Raw genomic sequence first — 22,392 nt, forward strand, 5'->3', positions numbered from 1 at the left:
GCACGATCCGGCTGATATTTCGAACTTTTTTTGTGACCGATGCGATCAACAGGCCGTCGCGAGCGCGAAATTAATGCCCTGACGCGATCGTCCGCCGATCATTTTCGAACACCTATTTCATTTCCCGGGGTGGCCGGGCTTGCTCGGGTTCTGCGAGCCGGCCTGCTCCGATCCCACCTGATCCGAACGGCTCCTCGGCGACCGCGTCCGCTTCCAGCGCCCGAGCAGCCCCTCGGGCACTTCCTCCGCGGTGAGGGCGAAGACGAGATGGTCGCGCCAGGCGCCGTCGATGTGGAGATAGCGCGGGCGCAGCCCTTCCTCCCGGAATCCGAGTTTCTCCACGACCCTGCGGCTGGGCCCGTTCTCGGGGCGAATACAGACCTCGATGCGGTGCAGTCCGACGGTGCGGAAGCAGTGGTCGCTGACCAGCGCCACGGCCGTCGGCATCACCCCGCGGCCCGCCACCGACTGGTCCACCCAGTAGCCGATGTGTCCGGAGCACATCGAGCCCCAGGTGATCCCGGCCACGGTGAGCTGGCCGACCAGCCGCCCCTGGTACTCGATCACGAAGGGCAGCATCCGGCCCGCGTTGGCCTCGGCCCGCAGGTGGCGGACCATCTGCCGGTACGTCGGGCGGTGCGCGATCGGGCCGCTCGGCGTGGGGGGAGGAATCGTCGCCTCCCAGGGACGCAGCCAGTCGCGGTTGCGCCGGTTCACCTCGCGCCAGGCCCGCTGGTCGCGCAGCCTTATCGGCCGGAGAACGACATCGCCGTCCACCAGCTCGACCGGCCAGGATGTGCTGTTCAGCTCGCACCTCCGCTGCCGCTGGGTCCCTGGTGGTCGCCGCCGCGGATCTGGTCGACGGCGTGGATCAGGAGGGGTTCCAGAACGGCCAGTCCGTCCCTCACCCCGCCGGTGGAGCCCGGCAGGTTGACGATCAGCGTCCCCCGGGCCACTCCGGCGAGCCCCCGCGAGAGCGCCGCCGTGGGCACCTTGTCCCTGCCGAACGCCCTGATGGCCTCCGCGATTCCCGGGATCTCGTGGTCGAGCACCCGCCGGGTCGCCTCGGGGGTGCGGTCGGTGGGCGAGATCCCCGTGCCGCCGGTGGTGACGATGACGTCGTAGCCCGCCTCGACTCCGCTGCGCAGCGCCTCCTCCACGGGGTCACCGTCGGGCACGACCCACGGCCCGTCGACCGCGAAGCCGCATTCCGCGAGGCCTCCGGCGACCAGGGGGCCGCCCTTGTCCTCGTAGACACCGGCGGCGGCACGGTTGGAGGCCGTGACGACCAGCGCGCTGTAGTCCGCCGGAAGGGCTCCGCCGATGACGCTCTCGCCGCTCATGCCCGGCTCCAGTCGCCCGATTTCCCGCCCGTCTTCTCCTCCACCCGTACGTCCGTGATGACCGCCCCCTTGTCGACAGCCTTGACCATGTCGATCACAGTGAGGGCCGCCACACTGACCGCGGTGAGGGCTTCCATCTCGACGCCCGTGCGGTCGGTCGTCTTCACGGTGGCGAGGATCTCGACGGCGTCGTCCGCGACCGACAGATCAATTTTGACACCGGACACCGACAACGGGTGGCACAGCGGGATCAGATCCGGGGTGCGCTTGGCTCCCATGATCCCGGCGATGCGGGCGGTGGCGAGGGCGTCGCCCTTGGGGACCCCCTCGCCGCGCAGCAGCTCCACGACACGCGGTGAGACCAGGACCCGGCCGCTCGCGCGTGCGGTGCGTGCGGTCACGTCCTTGGCGGACACGTCGACCATACGGGCGGCGCCGGCCTCATCGATGTGTGTCAGTCGGTTCTGCACAGAGGGTCCGGAGGTCTCCCCCCGGGACGGAACAGTCATGTGCGTGGGCGCTCCCGGTCGGGGCCCGTCGCGGTGCGGAGCGTGGGCCTGGTGTGCGCGACAGGTTACCGCCCGCCCCGTAGGCCGCCACGCCGCCCGTCAGGGGCTGTGCGCCCCCGGTGCGAGCCGGCGGCCCCCGGTGGGGCCGGACGGGCGCCCGCTCCGCCCCGGCCGCTCAGCCGAGGACTACGACCTCGACCTCGGCGCCGGGCTCGACCGAGGTGTCCTGCTCGGGGACGACGATCAGCGCGTCGGCGTGCGCGAGGGCGGCGACCAGGTGGGATCCGGCGCCGCCGACGGGCGTGACCGTGCCGTCCGCGTACGTACCCCGCAGGAACTGCCGCCGGCCCTTCGGCGAGGTCAGCGCCTTGTCCGCGGAGAGCTTCGCCCGGATCGTGGGCCGGTGGACGTCCGGCAGCCCCATCAGGGTGCGGATCGCGGGGCGCACGAAGAGCTCGAAGGAGACGTAGGACGAGACGGGGTTGCCGGGGAGCGCGAGCAGCGGGATGTGGTCGGGGCCGATGGATCCGAAGCCCTGGGGCTTGCCGGGCTGCATGGCGAGGGTGCGGAAGTCGATGCCGCCGCCCTCCTCGTCCTCGTCGCCGACCGAGGACAGCGCTTCCTTGACGACGTCGTAGGCGCCGACGCTCACCCCGCCGGTCGTGACCAGCAGGTCCGCGCGGACGAGTTGGTCCTCGACGGTCGAGCGCAGGGTCTCGGCGTCGTCGGCGACGGCGCCGACGCGGTAGGCGATGGCTCCGGCGTCGCGGGCGGCCGCGCACAGGGCGAAACTGTTCGAGTCGTAGATCTGTCCGGTGCCCAACTCCTCGTCGGGCTGGACGAGTTCGCTGCCGGTGGACAGGACGACCACGCGCGGGCGGGGGCGCACCCGTACGGTGCCGCGGCCGATCGCGGCGAGCAGGCCGATCTGCGGCGGGCCGAGGACGGTGCCGGCTTCGAGGGCGCGGTCGCCCGCCTTCACGTCGCTGCCCTTGGCGCGGACGTGCGCGCGTGCCTCGGCCGGGCGGTGGACGTGGACCTGTCCGGAGGAACCCTCGGGGGACGTGCTGTGCGCGCGCATCCGGGAGACCGGCCCCTCGCCGAGGCCTCCGTCCGTCCACTCGACGGGGACGACCGCTTCGGCGCCGGGCGGAAGCGGGGCGCCGGTCATGATGCGGGCGGCCTGGCCGGGGCCCACGTAGGGCTGGTCGGCCTGGCCGGCCGCGACATCCCCGACGACCGTCAGGACCGCCGGGAATTCCTCGCTCGCGCCCGCCACATCCGCGACCCGGACCGCGTACCCGTCCATCGAGCTGTTGTCGAACGGCGGCAGGGAGACCGGCACCGTGACGTCCTCGAGCAGGACGCAGCCCTGGGCGTCGAGGAGTTGCAGCTCGATGGGTTCGAGGGGGCGGACGGTCGTGAGGATGTCCTCCAGGTGGTCGTCCACCGACCAGAGGTGTTCCTGGCCGGTGGTGCGGGTCGCGGCGCTGCTCAAATCCCTACATCTCCTCGGCTACGTAACTGCGAAGCCAGGTCCGGAAGTCCGGGCCCAGGTCTTCACGTTCGCATGCGAGTCTGACAATGGCACGCAGGTAGTCGCCGCGGTCCCCGGTGTCATAGCGGCGGCCCTTGAAGACGACGCCGTGCACGGGGCCGCCGACCTTCTCGTCCGCGGCGAGCTGCTGGAGGGCGTCGGTGAGCTGGATCTCGCCGCCGCGGCCCGGCTCGGTCTTGCGCAGTATGTCGAAGATGTGCGGGTCGAGGACGTAGCGTCCGATGACGGCGTAGCCGCTGGGCGCGTCCGCGGCGTCCGGCTTCTCGACGAGACCGGTCACCTTGACCAGGTCGCCCTCGTCGGTGGCCTCGACGGCGGCGCATCCGTAGAGGTGGATCTGCTCGGGCGCGACCTCCATGAGCGCGATCACGCTGCCGCCGTGCCGCTCCTGGACCTCGACCATGCGGGCCAGCAGGGGGTCGCGGGGGTCGATCAGGTCGTCGCCGAGGAGCACGGCGAAGGGCTCGCGGCCCACGTGCGGGGCCGCGCACAGGACGGCGTGGCCGAGGCCCCTGGGGTCGCCCTGGCGCACGTAGTGCATGGTCGCGAGGTCGCTCGACGCCTGGACCTTGGCGAGCCGGCTCGCGTCGCCCTTCTTCTGAAGCGCTGACTCCAGCTCGTAGTTGCGGTCGAAGTGGTCTTCGAGCGGGCGCTTGTTGCGGCCTGTGATCATCAGAACGTCGTCAAGACCCGCCGACACGGCCTCTTCGACCACATACTGGATCGCCGGCTTGTCGACGACCGGCAGCATCTCCTTGGGAGTGGCCTTCGTGGCCGGCAGGAACCGGGTGCCGAGGCCTGCCGCGGGAATGACAGCCTTGGTGATCCTGGGGTGTGACTCAGTCATGTCCGCAACCATAACCGGTCGCTATGTGCAGAATCTGTGGATCCGGTTAACTCGCGATCATATGAACGGATTAAGAGAGCTACAGGAGTCACCCGTGAGACACGCCGGACGCGAACCGCAGCCTGACAAACGAATGTTGCGGCGAGGATTCCTGTCGGTGAGAAATGGGTTGACGGCCGATGACGTGCGGGAAACCACCGCCGCCCTCGCCGCCCGCGCCCTGGAACTGCCCGAACTGGCGCGGGCCGGCACGGTCGCCGCCTACGTGTCCGTGGGGAGCGAACCGGGCACCCTCGCCCTCCTGGACACGCTCCGCGCGCGCGGGGTGCGCGTCATCCTGCCGGTCCTGTTGCCGGACAACGACCTGGACTGGGGCGAGTACACCGGGGCGGACTCCCTCGCGGAGGTCCGGCACGGCGGGAAAATGGCCCTCTTGGAGCCCGCGGGCGAGCGGCTGGGACCGACGGCCGTCCAGGACGCCGACGCCGTTCTGCTGCCCGGACTCGCCGTCGACGCCCGCGGGATGCGACTGGGGCGCGGCGGAGGCTCGTACGACCGCGTACTGGCCCGTCTGGAGCGCTCGGGCGCCGACCCGGCCCTGGTGGTGCTCCTGTACGACACCGAGGTGGTCGACCGGGTCCCGGAGGAGGCGCACGACCGGCCCGTGCACGCGGTGGTGACCCCCTCCGGAGTGCGCCGCTTCCGCTGACGGGATGCGGACGCGGGAGAAAGGCGGACGGCGGACGCGAAGTGGCCCTCCACGCACGCGTGGAGGGCCACTTTCGTCGGACACCGGCTTCAGGGTGTCGGGTACGGCGAGGACGCCGGCGCCGACGGCCGCCGAAGCTTCAGGGCTTCAGGGCTTCAGGGCTTCAGGGCTTCAGGGCTTCAGGGCTTCAGGGCTTCAGGGCTTCAGGACCAGGGTGTCGCTCGTCGCCTTGTCGACGGCCTTCTTGGTGAAGGCCCACGGCAGGAGTTCTCCCTTGGCCCACTTCTCCGTCTGGTCGGTGTAGTGCGAGCTGTAGGCGTGCCCCGAGGCGCCCGAGAGGTTGATCCACTTGGACTTGTCGAGGTCCCCGAGGTTCACGACCATCCGCATCGAGGGCACCCAGACCACCCCGTAGCCGCCCGCCGCGTTCCAGCCGGTCGCGTTGACCGTCGCCTCGCCGCCGCTGAGGTTCCAGGGGCCGCGGTTGAGCATGTACTGCAGGAAACCGGGCCCTTCGGTACCGAGGGTCTGGTTCTTCAGGAACAGGCGGTGCAGCCGGCCCCAGCTCCAGGTGTCGATGTCCTTGCCGAGCTTGGCGGTCAGCTCCCAGCGGGCGTCCGTCATGGCCCGGCGGAACAGGTCGTCCCGGGTCGCGGTCGCCTCCTCGGTGCGCGTCCTGGGCAGCTTCCACCAGTCGTTGCGCTCGTCGTCGATGATCTTGCGGATCACCTCGAACCAGCGGTCGCCGCCGTCCGGCTGCGCCTGGTCCGGCTCACGCTCGCCGCACTCGCGCACCGTCTGGTCCTCGTCCGCCGGACCGGTGCTGTCGGCCCGCTCGACCCACAGGCACTGGCCCTTGACCCGCAGCTCCTTGGGCAGCTTGTTGCCGAAGGCGAGCTTGAGGATGTTGCGCCAGGTGGCGTTGAAGTAGGCGGCCGCGGCGGAGTCGGCGTCCTGGGTGTAGTCCCAGCCCTCCAGGAGCTTCTGCGCGTCGCGGACGTCCTTGTCGGCCACGTCGATCTTGAGCAGGATGGGCACGATCTTGCTGGCGATCTCGCTGCTGTTGTCGAGCTGCATCTGGCGCATGTCATCGGTCGAGATCTTGGCGCCGCCCTTGGTCTTCGTCTCGATCAGGCTGGTGATCCGCTGGCTGCGGGTGCCGTAGCCCCAGTCCGTGGTGAGCGTGTACGGGTACTTGTCCGGCTCGACGACCGCCTGGTTGGCGGTGACGATGTAGCCACGCTTGGGGTTGTACTCGTAGGGCAGGGCGGACGGCTTGATGTAGCCGGTCCAGCGGTACTTCGAGTCCCAGCCGGGCGAGGGCAGCGAGCCGTCGTCGCCCTTGGCGCGCGTGGGGATCTTGCCGGGCAGCTGGTAGCCGATGTTGCCGCTCGCGCCGGCGCCGTCGGCGTAGACCAGGTTCTGGGACGGCACCTCGAAGGACGCGGCCGCCTTGCGGAACTCGCTCCAGTCCGACGCCTTGTCCATCGCGAAGACGGCGTCCATGGTCCTGCCCGGGGCCAGCGCGGTCCAGCGCAGTGCTATCGCGTAGCCGTCGCCACGGTCGGGCGCCTCGGTGTCGACCGTGGCCTTCTTGCCGACCTGGACCAGTTCGTCGTCACGGTCGGAGAGCAGCGGCATCCCGTCCTGGGTCTGCCGGACGACGATCGTCCGGGCGGCACCGCCCGCGACCTTGATCGTCTCCTTGCGGGTCGTGAAGGGCAGCACCTTGCCGTCGTACTCGTAGCCCTGGCCGGTGATCTTCTCCAGGTAGAGGTCGGTGACGTCGACCCCGGAGTTGGTCATGCCCCAGGCCATGTCCGCGTTGTGGCCGATGACCACGCCGGGCATGCCCGCGAAGGTGTAGCCGGAGACGTCGTACTGGCACTTCGCGGAGACAGCCGTGCAGTGCAGGCCCATCTGGTACCAGACCGAGGGCAGCGACGCCGACAGGTGCGGGTCGTTGGCCAGCAGCGGCTTGCCGGTGATCGTGTGGCTGCCGGCGACGACCCAGGAGTTCGAGCCGATGCCGTTGCCGTTCACGCCGACGGCGGTGGGCAGGTCGTCGAGGACCTTGTAGAGCCCCGAGAGCTGGCTCTGGAAGCCGGAGGGCGCCGCGGTGCCGCCCGTGAGCCCCGTGCCCGCCGTGGACGTCGAGGCGGCGTCCGAGGAGCTGTACGTCCCGGTGACGCTGTCGTACGAGCCCTCGCGGACGATCGTCTTGTTCCGGCTGTAGGGGTAGTCCGGGTACAGGTCCGCGATCTGCTTCGGGCCGAGCCGGCTCGTCATCAGGGAGCGGTCGATCTCTTCCTGCATGTTGCCGCGCAGGTCCCAGGCCATCGCCTTGAGCCAGGCCACCGAGTCGACCGGGGTCCACCGGGTCGGCTTGTAGTCGTTGGTGAAGCCCAGGGCGGCGTACTCCAGGGAGATCTCCTTGGCGCTCCTGCCCTCAAGATAGGCGTTGACCCCCTGGGAGTACGCCTGGAGGTACTTCTTCGTGGAGGCCGACAGCTTGGTGTCGTACTCCTTCTTCGCGATCCGGTCCCAGGCCAGCGTGCGCAGGAACTCGTCGTTCTTGACCTGGCCCGCGCCGAACATCTCGGACAGCCGGCCCGAGGTCATGTGGCGGCGCACGTCCATCTCGTAGAACCGGTCCTGCGCCTGGACGAAGCCCTGGGCCATGAACAGGTCCGCGTCGGACGCGGCGTAGATCTGCGGGATCCCGTTGCCGTCGCGCTGCACGGTCACAGGCCCCGACAGCCCGTCGATCCGAAGGGATCCCTTGGTCTGCGGGAACGAGGCACGCACCGTGCTGATGCTCCAGTACGCGCCGAAGGCGATGCCCCCGATGATGGCGAGAACCAGGACAATCAAGAACAGTCGGGCTTTGCGCCCCTTCTTCCTGCCGGACTTGCCGGGCTGCTGGCCGGAAGAGGCGGTGGTGTTGGGGGGCATCGCTGTCCTTGCTGTCCTAACGCGAGCGGCAGGCGGTCCTGGAGTGCTGGGGCAACCATAGGCGCAGGGCCTACCGCGCCTTGACGCGGAGTAGGAAACCGGGAAGCACGGCCGTTCGATCTTGCCTCCGGGAACGTCAAGAAAGCGTCAAGAGTTAGGTAAGGTAACGAAGTACTTGCATCGAAGTGGCCGGCTTCCGGTGCTCGGATCCGGAGGCCGCCCGCGGCGGGACCGGATCGGCGAGAAAGGAACAGCCCCTGACTGTCCACCACCTCAACCAGCTCCTGCTCGTGTGCTCGCTCGTCCTGCTCATCGCGGTGGCGGCGGTCCGGATCTCCTCACGCAGTGGGCTCCCCACGCTGCTCGTGTACCTGGGGATCGGCGTCGCGATCGGCCAGGACGGAGTCGGCGACGTTCATTTCAGCAACGCCGAACTGACCCAGGTCATCGGGTACGCGGCCCTGGTCGTGATCCTGGCCGAAGGCGGCCTCGGCACGAAGTGGAAGGAGATCAGACCGGCCCTGCCGGCTGCCTCCTCGCTGGCAACGGTGGGCGTCGCGGTGAGCGTCGGTGTCACGGCCGCGGCCGCGCACTATCTGATCGGCCTCGAATGGCGCCAGGCGTTCATCATCGGGGCGGTCGTCTCGTCGACGGACGCGGCGGCGGTCTTCTCGGTCCTGCGGAAGATCCCCCTCCCCACGCGCGTGACGGGCATCCTGGAGGCCGAATCGGGCTTCAACGACGCCCCGGTGGTCATCCTGGTCGTCGCGTTCTCCACCGCGGGCCCGGTGGAGCACTGGTACGCGCTGCTCGGTGAGATCGCGCTGGAGCTGACCATCGGCGCCGCCATCGGCATCGCGGTCGGCTGGCTGGGCGCGTACGGACTGCGGCACGTGGCGCTGCCCGCCTCCGGCCTGTACCCGATCGCCGTGATGGCGATCGCCGTAGCGGCCTACGCCGCCGGTGCGCTCGCCCACGGAAGCGGCTTCCTCGCCGTCTACCTCGCCTCCATGGTGCTCGGAAACGCGAAGCTGCCGCACTGGCCCGCCACGCGCGGCTTCGCCGAGGGGCTCGGCTGGATCGCCCAGATCGGCATGTTCGTGCTGCTCGGCCTGCTGGTCACCCCGCACGAGATGGGCGACGACATCGTCCCGGCCCTCCTCATCGGCCTGGTGCTGACGATGGTGGCGCGGCCGCTGAGCGTGGTCGTGGGCCTGCTGCCGTTCCGCATCCCGTGGCAGGAGCAGGCACTGCTGTCCTGGGCGGGGCTGCGCGGCGCCGTACCCATCATCCTGGCGACGATCCCGATGGTGAGCGGCATCGCGGAGAGCGAGCGGATCTTCAACATCGTCTTCGTCCTGGTCGTCGTCTACACCCTCGTCCAGGGTCCGACCCTGCCCTGGCTGGCCCGCAAACTCCGTCTCGGGGAGTCCGCCGGGGCCGCCGACCTGGGCATCGAGTCGGCCCCCCTGGAGCGGCTGCGCGGCCATCTGCTGTCCGTGGCGATCCCCGAGGGCTCGCGGATGCACGGTGTGGAGGTGGGCGAGCTGCGGCTGCCCCCGGGCGCGGCGGTCACGCTCGTCGTCCGTGAGGCGGAGTCCTTCGTGCCCATGCCCACGACGGTGCTGCGGCTCGGCGACGAACTGCTGGTGGTGGCGACCGACCCGGTCCGGGACGCGACCGAAAGACGCCTCCGCGCGGTGGGCCAGGGCGGCAAGCTCGCCGACTGGCTGGGCATCGGCGACGGCGGAACGGAGCACCGGACACAGCACAGAACAGGTCTGTGACGGTCTCGGATACCGAGGGTCCTACGGGGCTGCCGCGGGCGTCGAGAGCCGCCGCCGGCCCTTACGCGACACCGTACGGCCCCTTGCGAGATGTCGAACGCGATCGCGAAAAGGATGGGCATTCACAGGCCCACGGCCACGGAGTGCTCCTTTTCACAGGCCCGGCACTACGGTCACCCCCTGTACGATGAAACGCACACCTTGATCGAACCAACTCTGCCTGACGCAGAGCTGGCGCGACCGTATGGCGGCCGAGACGTCCCTTCGCAGGGGATGCCGGTATCTACCGCAGATCCGCGCAAGAGGACAGCTCTCGGCGCCCCCCGCACGGGCGCGCTACCAGGCGGCAGAAAGGCACGGGCCGTGGCATCCACGGTCACCTCCCGTCCTGGCTACGGACAGCTGCTGCGTACCCGCGGTGCCTGGACGTTCCTGCTCCCCGGCTTCGCCGCCCGGCAGCCGTTCGCCATGCTGACGATCTCCATCGTGCTGCTCGTGCAGCACACCACCGGCTCGTACGGCGCGGCCGGCGCGGTCGCGGCCGCCACCGGTGTCTCCATGGCGCTGTTCGCGCCCCTCACCGGGCGTCTGGCCGACCGGTACGGGCAGCGGGCCGTCCTGCTGCCCGGCGTCCTCGTGCACGCCGTGGCCGGCTTCACCCTGACCGCGCTCGCACTGGCGGACGCCCCCTTGTGGGTCCTCTTCGTCGCCGCCGTGCCGACCGGTGCCTCGGTGCCGCAGGTCAGCCCCATGGTGCGGGCCCGATGGGGCGTGAAGCTCCAGGGCTCGCCCCTGATGTCGACCGCGGCCGCCTTCGAGTCCGTCACGGACGAGCTGACCTTCGTCTTCGGCCCGCTGGTCGCCACCGCGCTGTGCACGGCCGTCACCCCCGCCGCGGGCCTGCTGACCGAGGCGTCACTGACCCTGGTCGGCGGGCTGCTGTTCGCCGCGCAGAAGAACACACAGCCCGCGGTCTCCCCCGCCGGGCACGCGCGCGTGGAGCACGGTTCCGCTCTGCGGATCCCCGGGGTGCGCGTTCTGATCATGACGTTCCTGGGCATCGGCTCCGTCTTCGGCGGCATGCAGGTCTCGCTGGCCGCGTACAGCGAGTCGATCGGCGAGCCCGGCCTGAACGGTGTCCTGTACGGCGTCTTCGCGGCGGGCAACATGCTCTCGGGCATCGTCTGCGGCGCGATCGCCTGGAAGGTGGCCCCGCAGCGACGGCTCGTCGTCGGGTACGCCGCCCTCGCGCTGGCCGCCTCCGGGCTGTGGGCCGCGAACTCGGTGATCGTGCTCGCCGGCCTCGGCCTCGTGGTCGGCATGTGCATCGCTCCGAGCCTGATCACCGGCTACACCTTGGTCGAGAGCCTCGTTCCGCAGGGCGCCCGCACCGAGGCCTTCACCTGGCTCACCGGTGCCGTCGCGCTCGGCCAGGCGGCGGCCGTCACGGTCGCCGGACAGCTGGAGGACAGGCTCTGGGACGGCGCGGGGTTCCTGGTGCCGATGGCCGGTACGGCACTGGCTCTGGCGACCCTGGTGGCGCTGCGTTCACGCCTCGCCTCACACACCCCGAGCCGCGCCGTCGCACGTGGCGTCGGTCACCGCGTGCCGGTGACAGTGGACTGATCTCGCGGAATACGTCAGTATGGACCGTCGTTAGCACTCACTGAGTGAGAGTGCCAGGAGGAAGACAAGTGCCGACCTACCAGTACCAGTGCACCGAGTGCGGCGAGGGCCTCGAGGCGGTGCAGAAGTTCACCGATGACGCCCTGACCGAGTGCCCCGAATGCAACGGCCGCCTGAAGAAGGTGTTCTCGGCCGTCGGCATTGTCTTCAAGGGCTCCGGCTTCTACCGCAACGACAGCCGCGGCTCGTCGTCGAGCAGCTCGCCCGTGTCGAAGCCGTCCACGTCCTCGACCTCGGACGCGAAGTCCTCGTCGTCGGCGTCCACCTCGTCGTCCTCGGACAAGAAGTCGTCGAGCACCGGCTCGGCCGGCAGCTCCGCCGCTTAAGGACTCCTCGGTCCGGGACTCCCGTCCCGGCCCGGCCGTCACCGCCTTCGGGCCCGCACGGCCGTCCAAGGCTTTCCACGAGACCCCGTCGTCGTACGACGACGGGGTCTTCGGCGCTCCTCCGTCCGGACAGCCCTTAGGGTGCCGTTCATGGCGAACACGGAGAAACCACAGACCCCGGCCGGGGTCCGGTCGACGGCTTCGGCCGAGATCGGCGTCATCGGCGGCTCGGGCTTCTACTCCTTCCTCGACGACGTGACCGAGCTGCGGGTGGACACCCCCTACGGGCCGCCCAGCGACTCCCTGTTCCTCGGGGAGATCGCCGGCCGGCGGGTCGCCTTCCTGCCCCGCCACGGCCGCGGCCACCATCTGCCGCCGCACCGCATCAACTACCGGGCCAACCTGTGGGCGCTGCGCTCCGTCGGCGCCCGCCAGATCCTCGGCCCCTGTGCCGTGGGCGGGCTGCGCCCCGAGTACGGGCCCGGAACCCTGCTCGTTCCGGACCAGTTCGCGGACCGTACGAAATCACGGTCGCAGTCCTACTTCGACGGGCTGCCGCTGCCCGACGGCACGGTGCCGAACGTGGTGCACGTGTCGCTGGCCGACCCGTACTGTCCCGTCGGACGTGAGGTCGCCCTGCGAGCGGCCCGCGGACGGGACTGGGAACCGGTGGACGGCGGCACGCTCGTGGTCATAGAGGGTCCGCGGTTCTCCACCCGGGCCGAATCGCTCTGGCACCAGGCGCAGGGCTGGTCGGTGGTCGGCATGACCGGGCACCCCGAGGCCGCGCTCGCCCGCGAACTGGAGCTCTGCTACACGTCGCTGACGCTGGTCACCGACCTCGACGCGGGCGCCGAGACCGGCGAGGGCGTCTCGCACGACGAGGTGCTGAAGGTGTTCGCGGCGAACGTGGACCGGCTGCGGGGTGTGCTCTTCGACGCGGTCGCGGGACTGCCGGCGAACGGATCGCGGGACTGCCTGTGCACGAGCGCGCTGGGCGGGATGGATCCCGGCTTCGAGCTGCCGTGACCCGGATCGAACGGGGGCGGAACCTCCCGTTCGGGTGAGGGAGTTGTCCACAACCCCTGGGTCGTCCACGGACGTCTGCGGGCTTCGCCGCGAGACCTCATCGTGGGATCGCAAGCCGGTCCCTCGTCGCAGGTGGTGGTCACCATGGCACAGCTCTCCCCATACATCCGCCCGCCGGGCGCGGACACGCCTCCGACGTGCGAGGTGCCGCAGTTCGCGCCCGTCCGTGTGCGCGGCGGGCATGGCAGGCTGCGGCTCCTCGCACGGCACAGGAGGCGGGCGGCCGCCGCGGGCCTGGCCATGACGGCGGCCGCGCTCGTGGCGGCCGGCCCCGGCGACGCCGAGGGGGCACGCGGTCATCCGGCGCCCACGCCCTCCGCGTCCACCCCCACCACGGCTTCCGCACCGATGCGCGGGCCGGGCGCGGCCGAGACGGTGAGGGCGCCGGTCCGGATCGCCGACGGTGCCACGGTGACCCTGGTGCGTCCCGGCGACCGGGTCGACGTGGTCGCGGCGGGCAGCGGCGGCGAGGTGCGGGTGGTCGCGTCCGGGGCGCGGGTCACCGGGGTTCCCGACGTCGGCACCACCGACAGCGGAAGACTGCTCGTCCTCTCCGTTCCGCGGGCGACGGCCGTGCGACTGGCCGGCGCCGGCACCACATCACGGCTGGCGGTGACGCTGCGATGAGCGGCGAAACCGTGTCAAGTCTCTCGTTCGAGCTACCCAGTTGGACGGGCCCGGCGTGCCCTGCCGTAGGTTGCGGAGCTGTTTGTTCCACAACCTGCGCGGAGGGGCCTCCTAGTGAGCGACAACAAGCAGCCCAGCGTCTGGGAGGGCTTCAAGGCCTTCCTGATGCGGGGCAACGTGATCGACCTGGCCGTCGCCGTGGTCATCGGCGCGGCCTTCACGAACATCGTCAACGCCGTGGTGAAGGGCATCATCAACCCGCTGGTCGGCGCTGTCGGTACGAAGAACCTCGACAGCTACAACTCCTGCCTGGAGGGCCCCTGCACGGGCACCGGAGCGGACGCCACGGGCATCCGCATCATGTGGGGCTCGGTGCTGGGCGCCTCGCTCAGCTTCCTGATCACCGCCAGCGTCGTCTACTTCCTGATGGTGCTGCCGATGGCCAAGTTCCTGGCCCGGCAGGCGGCCCGCCAGAAGGCGAAGGAAGGCGCGAAGGAGGTCATCGAGGTGTCCGAGCTGGAGGTGCTCAAGCAGATCCGCGACGAGCTGGTCGCCCAGCGCGGCCAGGGGCGCCGCGACTACTGACGGCGAGGCCGGGGGCACGCGCCCGGGTACTCGGCGGGCGCCGGCGCCGGGAGCCCGGGGGCGGCGCGTCCCGGGGCATCGGCACCCGGAACCTGGCTCAGAGGTGGTGGGGCGGCTTCTCGTCGAGGAAGCGCTTCAGGTCGGCGGCACTGTCACCGGTGCTGTCGGCCCGCTCGCCCCACCCGCGGTCCGTATCGTCCGAGGACTGCTGGTTCAACGGATCGTCGAAGACCAGCGCCGGCTTCGGATCGCGCGGTTCGGGGGCGGGGGCGGGACTCATGCCCCAAGAGTACGCCGCAGGGGTGCTGGTCCGGCCGGGCCGACCCAGGGTCACTTGTGAAGGCATTCACAAGAATTTCCGGCACTTTTCTGCTGTGCTTGGCCCTATGACCTCCCGTTCCGCTCCGGAATCCGCCTCGACACCACGGCCCGCGAGCCACCGGCCACTGCGCAGAATGACCGCCCGGGGCCGTGACGAGGCACACCGGGTCGCGTCGCCGCTGGAGCTCCTGTTCGACCTGTGTTTCGTGGTGGCCATCGCCCAGGCGGGCGCCGAACTGGTGCACGCCGTGGCGGAGGGGCACGCGGGGCAGGGCATCCTCGACTACGCGATGATCTTCTTCGCCATCTGGTGGGCGTGGATGAACTTCAGCTGGTTCGCGTCGGCCTACGACAACGACGACGTGCTCTACCGGGTCGTCACGCTGGTGCAGATCGCGGGCGTCCTGGTGCTCGCGGCCGGGGTGTCCAAGGCGTTCGAGAGCCATGACTTCCTGGTCGTCTGGCTGGGCTACGTGATCATGCGGTTCGCGATGATCGCGCAGTGGCTGAGAGTGGCCCGGTCCACCGAGGGGACCGAGAGAACCATGGCGCTGCGGTACGCGGGCGGTGTACTGCTGTGCCAGATCGGCTGGCTCGGCCTGCTGTTCGCGCCGGAAGCCGGCGTCCCATGGGTCTTCCTGGTGGTGGCCGTCGCCGAGCTGTGCGTCCCGCTGTTCGCGGAGAAGGCCTTCACCACGCCCTGGCATCCGCACCACATCGCCGAGCGGTACGGCCTGTTCACGATCATCGTGCTGGGCGAGACGATCGCCGCCGCCACCGTCGCGGTGAAGTCGGCCGTCGACGAGCACGACGCGCTGGGCGAGCTGCTCCCCATCGCCGCGGGCGGCCTGCTGATCGTGTTCTCCGCGTGGTGGATCTACTTCGTGGTGCCGATCCACGGCCATCTGCGGTCCAGCGGAGAGGCCTTCCTCTGGGGATACGGCCACTATCTGATCTTCGCGTCGGCCGCGGCGATCGGTGCGGGTCTGGAGGTCGCGGTGGAACAGACAGTCGGCACGGCACACATCTCGGCACTCTCTGCGTCCGCCGCGGTGACGCTGCCGACCGCCCTGTACTTCCTCGCCGTCTGGGTGCTGCACTCCCGCCACTTCAAGGTCGGCATCGCCCAGCAGATCGTCCTGCCGACCACCGCGCTGCTCGTCATCCTGTGCACCTTCCTGGGCGACTGGGCGGTGCTCGCCGCAGGGATCGTCTCCGCACTGACCGTGGCGGTCGGGATGCTGATGAACACGCGCGTGGTGCCGCGGGAGGCGGCGACCGGCACGGCACGAAGCGCGTAGCCCGGCGCGCGCGGACACCTGCCGGGGTCCGCGGCCAGGGAAGACTGGGGGTATGACAGTTGACGCTCTGACAGATGTCGTAGGTCTGCGGGTGGGGCACGCGACGCGCAGCGGGGACGGTTGGCTCACGGGGACGACGGTGGTGCTCGCTCCCGAGGGAGGTGCGATCGCCGCCGTGGACGTGCGCGGCGGCGGGCCCGGCACCAAGGAGACGGACGCGCTCGATCCGCGCAACCTCGTGCAGAAGATCGAGGCGGTCGTGCTGACCGGAGGCAGCGCGTACGGGCTGGACGCGGCGTCGGGCGTGATGGCGTGGCTGGAGGAACGGGGACGCGGGGTGCGCGTGGGGCCGGACCCGACGCACGTCGTGCCCGTCGTGCCCGCCGCCTGCGTCTTCGATCTCGGGCGCGGCGGCGACTTCCGGTCGCGGCCGGACGCCTCCACCGGGATCGCCGCGGTCGAGGCCGCCGCCGCGAGCGCGCTGTGCGCGCCGGTGCGGGAGGGCGGCGTGGGCGCCGGTACCGGGGCGGTGGTCGGTGCGCTCAAGGGCGGGGTCGGGACGGCGAGCGCCGTGCTGGAGTCCGGTGTCACGGTGGCCGCGCTGGTGGTGGCCAACGCGGCGGGCTCGGCGGTGGAGCCGGAAACGGGCGTTCCGTACGGGGAGTTGGCGCGAGGACGTACGGCGGGTCCGTCCGCCGCGGTGCGTGAGGCGGCCCGGCTGCGGCTGGCGGAGGCCGCCGCGAGGAACGCGCCGCCCCCGTTGAACACCACGCTCGCAGTCGTCGCCACCGACGCCGGACTGACGCGGGCGCAGGCACAGAAGCTCGCGGGGACGGCGCACGACGGAATCGCGCGTGCCGTACGGCCGGTGCATCTGCTGAACGACGGGGACACGGTGTTCGCGCTGGCCACGGGTGACCGGCCGCTCGACGCCGGGAACCCCCTGGCACTCAACGAGATCCTCGCGGCGGGCGCGGACCTGGTGACGCGCGCGATCGTGCGCGCCGTACGGGCGGCGGAACCGGTGGACGGTCCGGGCGGGGCGTGGCCGTCGTACGAAGAGCTTTACGGGGACGGCGGGTTGGGGGACCGTCCGGGGTCTCCCGGGTGACGGCGTACGACTCGGCGCAGCGGGCGGCGGGTGGGGGCCCACTCCGGCGCGCGCCGGACCGTGCCGCGCCGGACCGTGCCGCGCCGCGCCGGACCCGAGTTGGTCCGCGTGGTGGAGCGGGTCAGGACTTGCTCGCCGGGGTCGTCTTGTAGCGGCCGGGAACTGGTGCGGCAAGGGCACCTTGCCGGACAATGGGCGCTACGGCCGGAACCTTTCGCGGGGCGCGTCGACCGCTGGAAGTGCCGTCTGACGACGGCTTATTGACGTCCTGGCGAGCCACGGGGGAACTTACCGCGCGGCCCGCCCGTTTTCCGTCCGTACGTTTTCTCGGTTCGCGGACATGATGTCCGACCGAGGGGCTACGGTATGCACCCACAAGGTGACATGCAGCAACGCCGGGAGAAACCTTGAGCGTTCCGTACGAGACAGCAGCGTACGAACCACCCGAGTCGCCCGAGTCTCCGGAGGAGCATCTCGCACGACTTCTGGGCCGCGCCCTGAACTCGTTCGAGCTGCCCGACGAGGCGATACGGCGGCTGGACTGCGCGCTGGCACACGACAGCTCGCTGCACTCCGCGCACCACAGCGCGGGACTGCACCGGGAGACGTACCGGCACACCTGGCTGCTCGCCGACGGTTCCGCCGTCACGCTGTGGGAGCTGGTGCACAACACGGCGACCGGGCACGAAGCCCAGCACGAGGTCTACGTCGACGAGGAGGAGCTGCGCACCGCCACGGCCCGGCTCCCGCTCCCTCCGGACGCGCCGGACTTCGAGCTGCCGGTGTTCGTGCAGCTGTCGTCGATCCCCGAGCCGCGTCACACCTATGTGCCCGACGACTCCGCCGATCACGCGCGTCGGCTCCTGCGGCGCGCGGAGAATCCGGACCGGCCGGGCGCCGACCTCACGTCGCTGCTGCTCCGGGAGGCGTTCGCGCACCAGATCACGCAGGCTTTCGGGCGCCCTTGCCGCGCCGGGCAGGCGGGACTGTGCTTCTCGCTCTACGAGCACGCGTTCCTGCTGCGGGACGGGCAGGAGATCTCCTTGTGGGAGGTCGAGCACACGGCGACCCCGGACCGACGGCACATGTGCGAGGTGTACGCGACGGAGGACGCGGCCCGGGACGCGATGGAGCGCCGGGCGGCACGACTGGGCTGAAGCCGGAAGGGGCCCCGGCACCTGAGGTGCTGGGGCCCCTTCCGGCTCGGACCTCCGCGTCACGCGGTTGATGGCGGACCTGGGTGGAGATCAGCCCACGAATTCCGGCTTCCGGTCCTGATCCTGGCCCTTGTCCTTGCCCAGGGCCTTGTCCTGGCCCTGGTTCTGGTCCTGGGCGTCCGGCTCGTCCTGCGTGCCCTCCACATGCTGGGCCGGCCGCTTCGGCAGGGCGAACATCAGCAGGAAGATGACGGTGAGCACCGCGGCGACCCAGCCCAGCGCGTGCTCGAAGGCGTTCGCGAAGGCCGGGCCCACCTGGGCGAGGGTCAGCCGGTCGCTGATCTCGCCGAAGAAGACGACCGAGACCAGGCCGAGGCCGAGCGCGTTGCCCATCTGCTGCACGGTGTTGATCAGACCCGAGGCCGAACCCGAGTGCTCGCGCGGGACCTCCGAGAGCACGGCGTCCGTCAGCGGGGCGACGATGAAGCCCATGCCGGCGCCCATGACCACCAGCGGGAGGGCCATCTGCCAGGAGGCGATGTCCATGCCGTAGCGGTCGGACTCCCAGATGTAGAGCAGGACTCCGAGCGCCATGATCAAGGCGCCCGCCTGGAGCACCTTGCGCCCGAAGCGCGGGACCAGCAGCTGCACCGACATGCCCGCCGCCGCCGAGACCGCGATCGAGAACGGCACCCCGGTGAGCCCCGCCCGCAGCGCGCTCCAGCCCAGCCCGAACTGCATGTACAGCGTCCAGACCAGGAAGAAGATGCCGAGCGCGACACCGAAGACCGTCTGCACCGCGATGCCCGCCGCGAAGCTCTTCACCTTGAACAGCGACAGCTCGACCAGCGGTGAACCGTCCCGCGCCGTCTTCCGCTTCTCGTACGCCACCAGCCCCGCGAAGACGACGAGGGAGCCGGCCATCGACACGTATCCCCACAGCGGCCAGCCCAGCTCACGGCCCCGGGTCAGCGGGTAGAGCAGCATCAGCAGGCCGAGCGTGACGAGGGCGACGCCGACGAGGTCGAGCTTGAGGGCCCGCGGGGCCTTGGACTCGCTGATGAAGCGGCGGCCCAGGATCAGCGCGAGGATGCCGACCGGCAGGTTGATGAGGAAGATCGGCCGCCACTCCAGGCCGAAGATGTTCCACTCGATGAGCAGTGCGCCGAGGAGCGGACCGGAGACCGCGCCCAGGCCGACGATCGCGCCGAAGAGGCCGAAGACCTTGCCCCGCTCGTGCGCCGGGAAGGTCGCGTGCACGATCGACAGCACCTGCGGCACCATCATCGCGGCCATGGCGCCCTGCAGGATGCGTGAGGCGACGAGCATCTCCGGGTTCGCCGCGAAGCCGCACAGCGCCGAGGCGACCGTGAATCCGGCTATGCCGAGAAGGAAGAGCCGCTTGCGGCCGTAGATGTCGCCGAGCCGCCCACCGGTGATGAGGCCCGCGGCGAAGGCCAGCGCATAGCCCGCGGTGATCCACTGGATCTGGCTGAACGTGGCCCCCTCGTCCCGCTGGATCGACGGAATCGCGATGTTGACGATCGTGACGTCGACGAGGTCCATGAAGGCCGCGGTCATCACGATGGCGAGGGCGAACCAGCGCCGTCGGTCGGCCGCGTCGCCGGGTGCCGGGCTGCTGAGAGCTGTCTCAGAGGTGTCGGTGGAGGTCATGCCGTAAAGGTACGGCCTGATTAGGTCAGATCATGTCCTAGTTCTCCGGCACCCTGGAAACATGACGACCGATACTCCGGCCCGGCTTCTCCAGCTCCTCTCCCTCCTCCAGACGCCCCGGGAGTGGCCCGGCGGCGAGCTGTCCGAGCGTCTCGGGGTGTCCCGTCGTACGGTCAGGCGCGATATCGACCGGCTCCGTGAGCTGGGTTATCCGGTGCAGGCGACCAAGGGAGCGGACGGCGGCTACCGGCTGGTGGCGGGCACGGCGATGCCCCCGCTCGTCCTCGACGACGAGGAGGCCGTGGCCATCGCGGTGGGTCTGCGGGCCGGCGCCGGGCACGCGGTCGCGGGTGTGGACGAGGCCTCCGTACGGGCGCTCGCCAAACTGGAACAGGTGCTGCCGTCCCGGCTGCGTCACCGCGTGTCCACACTCCAGGCCGCGACCACGCCCCTGACCAGCGGAGACGGGGCGAGCATCGCGCCCGAGACACTGACCGTGATGGCGTCGAGCATTGCGGGGCAGGAGCGGCTGCGGTTCGCGTACCGCTCGGGGGACGGGACGCCGTCGCGGCGGCTGACCGAGCCGTACCGGCTGGTCTCCACCGGCCGCCGCTGGTATCTCGTCGCGTACGACCTCGACCGCGGCGACTGGCGGACGTTCCGTGTCGACCGGGTGACCGAACCCTTCGCGACAGGGGCCCGGTTTGCGCCCCGCGAGCTGCCGACGGGGAACGCCGCCGAATTCCTGCGGCAGTCGATGTACCGGCGTCAGGAGACCTACACGTTCGACGTCACCTTCGCCGCCCCGGCCGACTTCGTCGCGGCGCGCGTGCCCGCCTGGGTCGGCGTGCCCGAGCCGATCGACGGGCACAGCTGCCGGCTGCGGGACTCCTCCAGCGGCTCGATGGAATGGCTGGCGGTGCGGATCGCGATGGTCGACTGTGATTTCACGGTGCGAGAACCGCGAGAACTTGTGGAGTACGTAAGGGAGTTGGGTGCGCGGCTGAGCCGGGCGGGGGGAGTGCCGCAGACTGACGGCGCTTGACGGTCGGCCGTCCGCCACGGGGGCGGTGACACCCGGTGGACCGTCGGCGACGGCTGGTTACGCCGCTGTGGCAGAATCTGCCGTCCGGGTCACCCCGGGGTTCAGGTTCGGGGTGGCCCGTCCGCGTCCTGCCCGGAAACCCTCCGCGCTCGCCCGTCCCCGTCGGAGCCGGCAACTCCCGTACCCCGGAACGAAAATGGAACCGAGCTCCGGCGCCGGGGGGGGAGGCGCCGAAGCTCGGCTCTGGGAGAGTCCCGGCGCGGGGGGGGTGTGCGTCGGGACTCGGCTCTTGGGAGCGGCGTGCTTCCGTTCGGTGAATCCGCTGAGGACTTCCGCTCGGTGGTTCCGCTCGGTGGTTCTGTTCGCTTCTTCCGCTCGGACGGGGCCCGAAGCGTGGGCCCTGAAGTCTTGTTCCCAGGGCCCGGCAGGTTGAAGCGGCCTTACATGGCCATGTCTGGTCGACTTGTGGCCATCGAGGCGGGGGTGCCCGTGCGCGGACTGGGACACAGTGGTCCGGCGCCCACGCGGCGGTTCAACCCGTACGGCCCACTCGCCCCTCCCACTCGGCCGCCCCATGCGTTCTCACCCGGCCCGCCCCGTGCGTTCCGCGCGCCTCGTCCCCGCTACGCCGCGGCGTCGAATCCGGTGTCGCGCGCCAGCTTCTTCAGTTCGAGCAGGGCGTGCTTCTCGATCTGACGGATGCGCTCACGCGTGAGCCCGTGCTCCTTGCCGACCTCCGTGAGCGTCCGCTCCCGGCCGTCCTCGATGCCGTACCGCATCTTGATGATGGAGGCGGTGCGCTGGTCGAGATGGCCGATCAGATCGTCCAGCTCCTCACTGCGCAGCAGCGTGAGCACCGACTGCTCGGGCGAGACGGCGGAGGTGTCCTCCAGCAGGTCGCCGAACTGGGTCTCGCCCTCGTCGTCCACCGGCATGTTCAGCGAGACCGGGTCGCGGGCCCAGTCCAGGACGTCGCCCACGCGCTCCGGCGTCGAACCGAGCTCGGCGGCTATCTCCGCGTGCTCGGGCTCGCGCCCGTTCTCACGGTTGAACTCACGCTGCACGCGACGGATCCTGCCCAGCTCCTCGACCAGATGGACGGGGAGGCGGATCGTGCGCGACTGGTCGGCGATCGAACGGGTGATGGCCTGACGGATCCACCAGGTGGCGTACGTAGAGAACTTGAAGCCCTTGCGGTAGTCGAACTTCTCGACCGCGCGCACCAGGCCTGCGTTCCCCTCCTGGATCAGGTCGAGCAGGGGCAGACCGCTGCGCGGGTAACGGCGCGCCACGGCCACGACCAGCCGGAGGTTCGAGCGGATGAAGACGTCCTTGGCGCGCTCGCTGTCGGCGACCAGCGCCTCCAGCTCCTCGCGGGACGCGTCCGCCTTGGCCTCGGCCTCACCGTCGAGGATCTGCCGCGCGAACACACCCGCCTCGATGACCTGGGACAACTCGACTTCCTTGGCGGCGTCGAGCAGCGGTGTACGCGCGATCTCGTCGAGGTACATGCCGACCAGGTCGCGATCGGCGATTTCGCCGCCTCCGGCGCGAACACTGCGTGCCGCGTCGGATGTCCCGCCAGTGGCGGACTTACGACGGGCGACGGCACGGGTTGCCATGCGTGCTCCCTTGCGTGGTGGGCTTGCGGGTGGTCCCGGACATCCGGTTTCACCCTCCCGGGTGCCCGGCATCCGATGGAAACAACGACTGGAATCAGGACAGAATTCCCAACCCGCACCTTGATTTTTCTGAGCATGCA

The 22,392-nt window shown here is 70.5% G+C and carries 20 protein-coding genes; 11 read left to right on the forward strand and 9 right to left on the reverse strand.

All coding sequences use genetic code 11. The features are described from left to right. Positions 1-117 precede the first annotated feature (117 nt). The 5 genes from OG410_RS18445 to galU all read right to left on the reverse strand — a co-directional run bounded on the left by OG410_RS18445 (position 118) and on the right by galU (position 4,257). Positions 118-777, reverse strand: coding sequence for a GNAT family N-acetyltransferase (locus OG410_RS18445; RefSeq protein ID WP_329300186.1), 660 nt, complete (start codon positions 775-777; stop codon positions 118-120). A gap of 26 nt (positions 778-803) precedes the next feature. Continuing rightward, complete coding sequence (locus OG410_RS18450; protein ID WP_326787232.1) at positions 804-1,343, reverse strand: MogA/MoaB family molybdenum cofactor biosynthesis protein; 540 nt, start codon at positions 1,341-1,343, stop codon at positions 804-806. After that, positions 1,340-1,852, reverse strand: a complete 513-nt coding sequence (moaC, locus tag OG410_RS18455) for a cyclic pyranopterin monophosphate synthase MoaC (protein WP_329300187.1) — start codon at positions 1,850-1,852, stop codon at positions 1,340-1,342. The genes OG410_RS18450 and moaC overlap by 4 nt, the downstream gene beginning before the upstream one ends. A gap of 175 nt (positions 1,853-2,027) precedes the next feature. Continuing rightward, positions 2,028-3,350, reverse strand: a complete 1,323-nt coding sequence (glp, locus tag OG410_RS18460; RefSeq protein ID WP_329300188.1) for a molybdotransferase-like divisome protein Glp — start codon at positions 3,348-3,350, stop codon at positions 2,028-2,030. Between the two features lie 4 nt (positions 3,351-3,354). Continuing rightward, on the reverse strand, positions 3,355-4,257 hold the full coding sequence (gene galU, locus OG410_RS18465; RefSeq protein WP_329300189.1) for a UTP--glucose-1-phosphate uridylyltransferase GalU: 903 nt from the start codon (positions 4,255-4,257) through the stop codon (positions 3,355-3,357). A 133-nt stretch (positions 4,258-4,390) separates the two neighbouring features. Between galU and OG410_RS18470 the strand changes: the two genes are divergently transcribed. Further along, the gene (locus OG410_RS18470) at positions 4,391-4,966 is read left to right on the forward strand and encodes a 5-formyltetrahydrofolate cyclo-ligase (RefSeq protein ID WP_329300190.1); all 576 of its coding nucleotides are present in this window, start codon (positions 4,391-4,393) and stop codon (positions 4,964-4,966) included. Between the two features lie 195 nt (positions 4,967-5,161). On the opposite strand, the gene OG410_RS18475 is transcribed toward OG410_RS18470, so the two are convergent. Beyond that, positions 5,162-7,921, reverse strand: a complete 2,760-nt coding sequence (locus OG410_RS18475) for a penicillin acylase family protein (RefSeq protein WP_329300191.1) — start codon at positions 7,919-7,921, stop codon at positions 5,162-5,164. A 185-nt stretch (positions 7,922-8,106) separates the two neighbouring features. Between OG410_RS18475 and OG410_RS18480 the strand changes: the two genes are divergently transcribed. The 6 genes from OG410_RS18480 (at position 8,107) to mscL (ending at position 14,021) form a co-directional block, all read left to right on the forward strand. Next, entirely contained in the window at positions 8,107-9,708 is a 1,602-nt protein-coding gene (locus OG410_RS18480) for a potassium/proton antiporter (protein WP_326787226.1), read from the forward strand. Between the two features lie 363 nt (positions 9,709-10,071). After that, positions 10,072-11,334 (forward strand): MFS transporter, encoded by a 1,263-nt coding sequence (locus tag OG410_RS18485; RefSeq protein WP_329300192.1) that lies wholly within the window; start codon positions 10,072-10,074, stop codon positions 11,332-11,334. Positions 11,335-11,402: 68 nt separating this feature from the next. Then, on the forward strand, positions 11,403-11,720 hold the full coding sequence (locus OG410_RS18490; protein ID WP_329300193.1) for an FmdB family zinc ribbon protein: 318 nt from the start codon (positions 11,403-11,405) through the stop codon (positions 11,718-11,720). Positions 11,721-11,870: 150 nt separating this feature from the next. Continuing rightward, positions 11,871-12,749, forward strand: coding sequence for an S-methyl-5'-thioadenosine phosphorylase (locus OG410_RS18495; protein ID WP_329300194.1), 879 nt, complete (start codon positions 11,871-11,873; stop codon positions 12,747-12,749). Between the two features lie 144 nt (positions 12,750-12,893). Beyond that, on the forward strand, positions 12,894-13,436 hold the full coding sequence (locus OG410_RS18500; RefSeq protein ID WP_329300196.1) for a hypothetical protein: 543 nt from the start codon (positions 12,894-12,896) through the stop codon (positions 13,434-13,436). Between the two features lie 114 nt (positions 13,437-13,550). Further along, positions 13,551-14,021: a large conductance mechanosensitive channel protein MscL gene (gene mscL, locus OG410_RS18505; RefSeq protein WP_329300197.1), complete on the forward strand. Its 471-nt coding sequence runs from the start codon at positions 13,551-13,553 to the stop codon at positions 14,019-14,021. Between the two features lie 97 nt (positions 14,022-14,118). On the opposite strand, the gene OG410_RS18510 is transcribed toward mscL, so the two are convergent. Next, positions 14,119-14,301 (reverse strand): hypothetical protein, encoded by a 183-nt coding sequence (locus OG410_RS18510; protein ID WP_328451487.1) that lies wholly within the window; start codon positions 14,299-14,301, stop codon positions 14,119-14,121. A gap of 106 nt (positions 14,302-14,407) precedes the next feature. Here OG410_RS18510 and OG410_RS18515 point away from each other — a divergent pair, with 106 nt between their 5' ends. From OG410_RS18515 to OG410_RS18525, 3 genes are all read left to right on the forward strand, one after another. Next, positions 14,408-15,643, forward strand: a complete 1,236-nt coding sequence (locus tag OG410_RS18515; RefSeq protein ID WP_329300198.1) for a low temperature requirement protein A — start codon at positions 14,408-14,410, stop codon at positions 15,641-15,643. Positions 15,644-15,695: 52 nt separating this feature from the next. Then, positions 15,696-16,754, forward strand: coding sequence for a P1 family peptidase (locus OG410_RS18520; RefSeq protein ID WP_329300199.1), 1,059 nt, complete (start codon positions 15,696-15,698; stop codon positions 16,752-16,754). 407 nt (positions 16,755-17,161) lie between these two features. Further along, complete coding sequence (locus OG410_RS18525) at positions 17,162-17,911, forward strand: DUF6227 family protein (RefSeq protein ID WP_326787217.1); 750 nt, start codon at positions 17,162-17,164, stop codon at positions 17,909-17,911. A gap of 90 nt (positions 17,912-18,001) precedes the next feature. Here OG410_RS18525 and OG410_RS18530 read toward each other — a convergent pair whose 3' ends face one another. Continuing rightward, entirely contained in the window at positions 18,002-19,585 is a 1,584-nt protein-coding gene (locus OG410_RS18530) for an MFS transporter (RefSeq protein ID WP_329300200.1), read from the reverse strand. A 61-nt stretch (positions 19,586-19,646) separates the two neighbouring features. Between OG410_RS18530 and OG410_RS18535 the strand changes: the two genes are divergently transcribed. Next, a complete protein-coding gene (locus OG410_RS18535) occupies positions 19,647-20,630 on the forward strand; it encodes a helix-turn-helix transcriptional regulator (RefSeq protein ID WP_329300201.1) in 984 nt (327 codons plus the stop codon). Between the two features lie 623 nt (positions 20,631-21,253). On the opposite strand, the gene OG410_RS18540 is transcribed toward OG410_RS18535, so the two are convergent. Further along, positions 21,254-22,252, reverse strand: coding sequence for a sigma-70 family RNA polymerase sigma factor (locus tag OG410_RS18540; protein ID WP_329300202.1), 999 nt, complete (start codon positions 22,250-22,252; stop codon positions 21,254-21,256). Positions 22,253-22,392 lie beyond the last annotated feature (140 nt).

Source organism: Streptomyces sp. NBC_00659, from assembly GCF_036226925.1.
Taxonomy (GTDB): domain Bacteria; phylum Actinomycetota; class Actinomycetes; order Streptomycetales; family Streptomycetaceae; genus Streptomyces.

Bases quoted from the DNA above. Each gene is read 5' to 3' on its own strand.
- OG410_RS18470 (WP_329300190.1), top strand. From the start codon at position 4,391: ATGTTGCGGCGAGGATTCCTGTCGGTGAGAAATGGGTTGACGGCCGAT.
- OG410_RS18450 (WP_326787232.1), bottom strand. From the start codon at position 1,343: ATGAGCGGCGAGAGCGTCATCGGCGGAGCCCTTCCGGCGGACTACAGC.
- OG410_RS18515 (WP_329300198.1), top strand. From the start codon at position 14,408: ATGACCTCCCGTTCCGCTCCGGAATCCGCCTCGACACCACGGCCCGCG.
- OG410_RS18520 (WP_329300199.1), top strand. From the start codon at position 15,696: ATGACAGTTGACGCTCTGACAGATGTCGTAGGTCTGCGGGTGGGGCAC.
- OG410_RS18540 (WP_329300202.1), bottom strand. From the start codon at position 22,252: ATGGCAACCCGTGCCGTCGCCCGTCGTAAGTCCGCCACTGGCGGGACA.
- OG410_RS18530 (WP_329300200.1), bottom strand. From the start codon at position 19,585: ATGACCTCCACCGACACCTCTGAGACAGCTCTCAGCAGCCCGGCACCC.
- OG410_RS18510 (WP_328451487.1), bottom strand. From the start codon at position 14,301: ATGAGTCCCGCCCCCGCCCCCGAACCGCGCGATCCGAAGCCGGCGCTG.
- OG410_RS18495 (WP_329300194.1), top strand. From the start codon at position 11,871: ATGGCGAACACGGAGAAACCACAGACCCCGGCCGGGGTCCGGTCGACG.
- moaC (WP_329300187.1), bottom strand. From the start codon at position 1,852: ATGACTGTTCCGTCCCGGGGGGAGACCTCCGGACCCTCTGTGCAGAAC.
- OG410_RS18535 (WP_329300201.1), top strand. From the start codon at position 19,647: ATGACGACCGATACTCCGGCCCGGCTTCTCCAGCTCCTCTCCCTCCTC.
- OG410_RS18500 (WP_329300196.1), top strand. From the start codon at position 12,894: ATGGCACAGCTCTCCCCATACATCCGCCCGCCGGGCGCGGACACGCCT.
- galU (WP_329300189.1), bottom strand. From the start codon at position 4,257: ATGACTGAGTCACACCCCAGGATCACCAAGGCTGTCATTCCCGCGGCA.
- OG410_RS18475 (WP_329300191.1), bottom strand. From the start codon at position 7,921: ATGCCCCCCAACACCACCGCCTCTTCCGGCCAGCAGCCCGGCAAGTCC.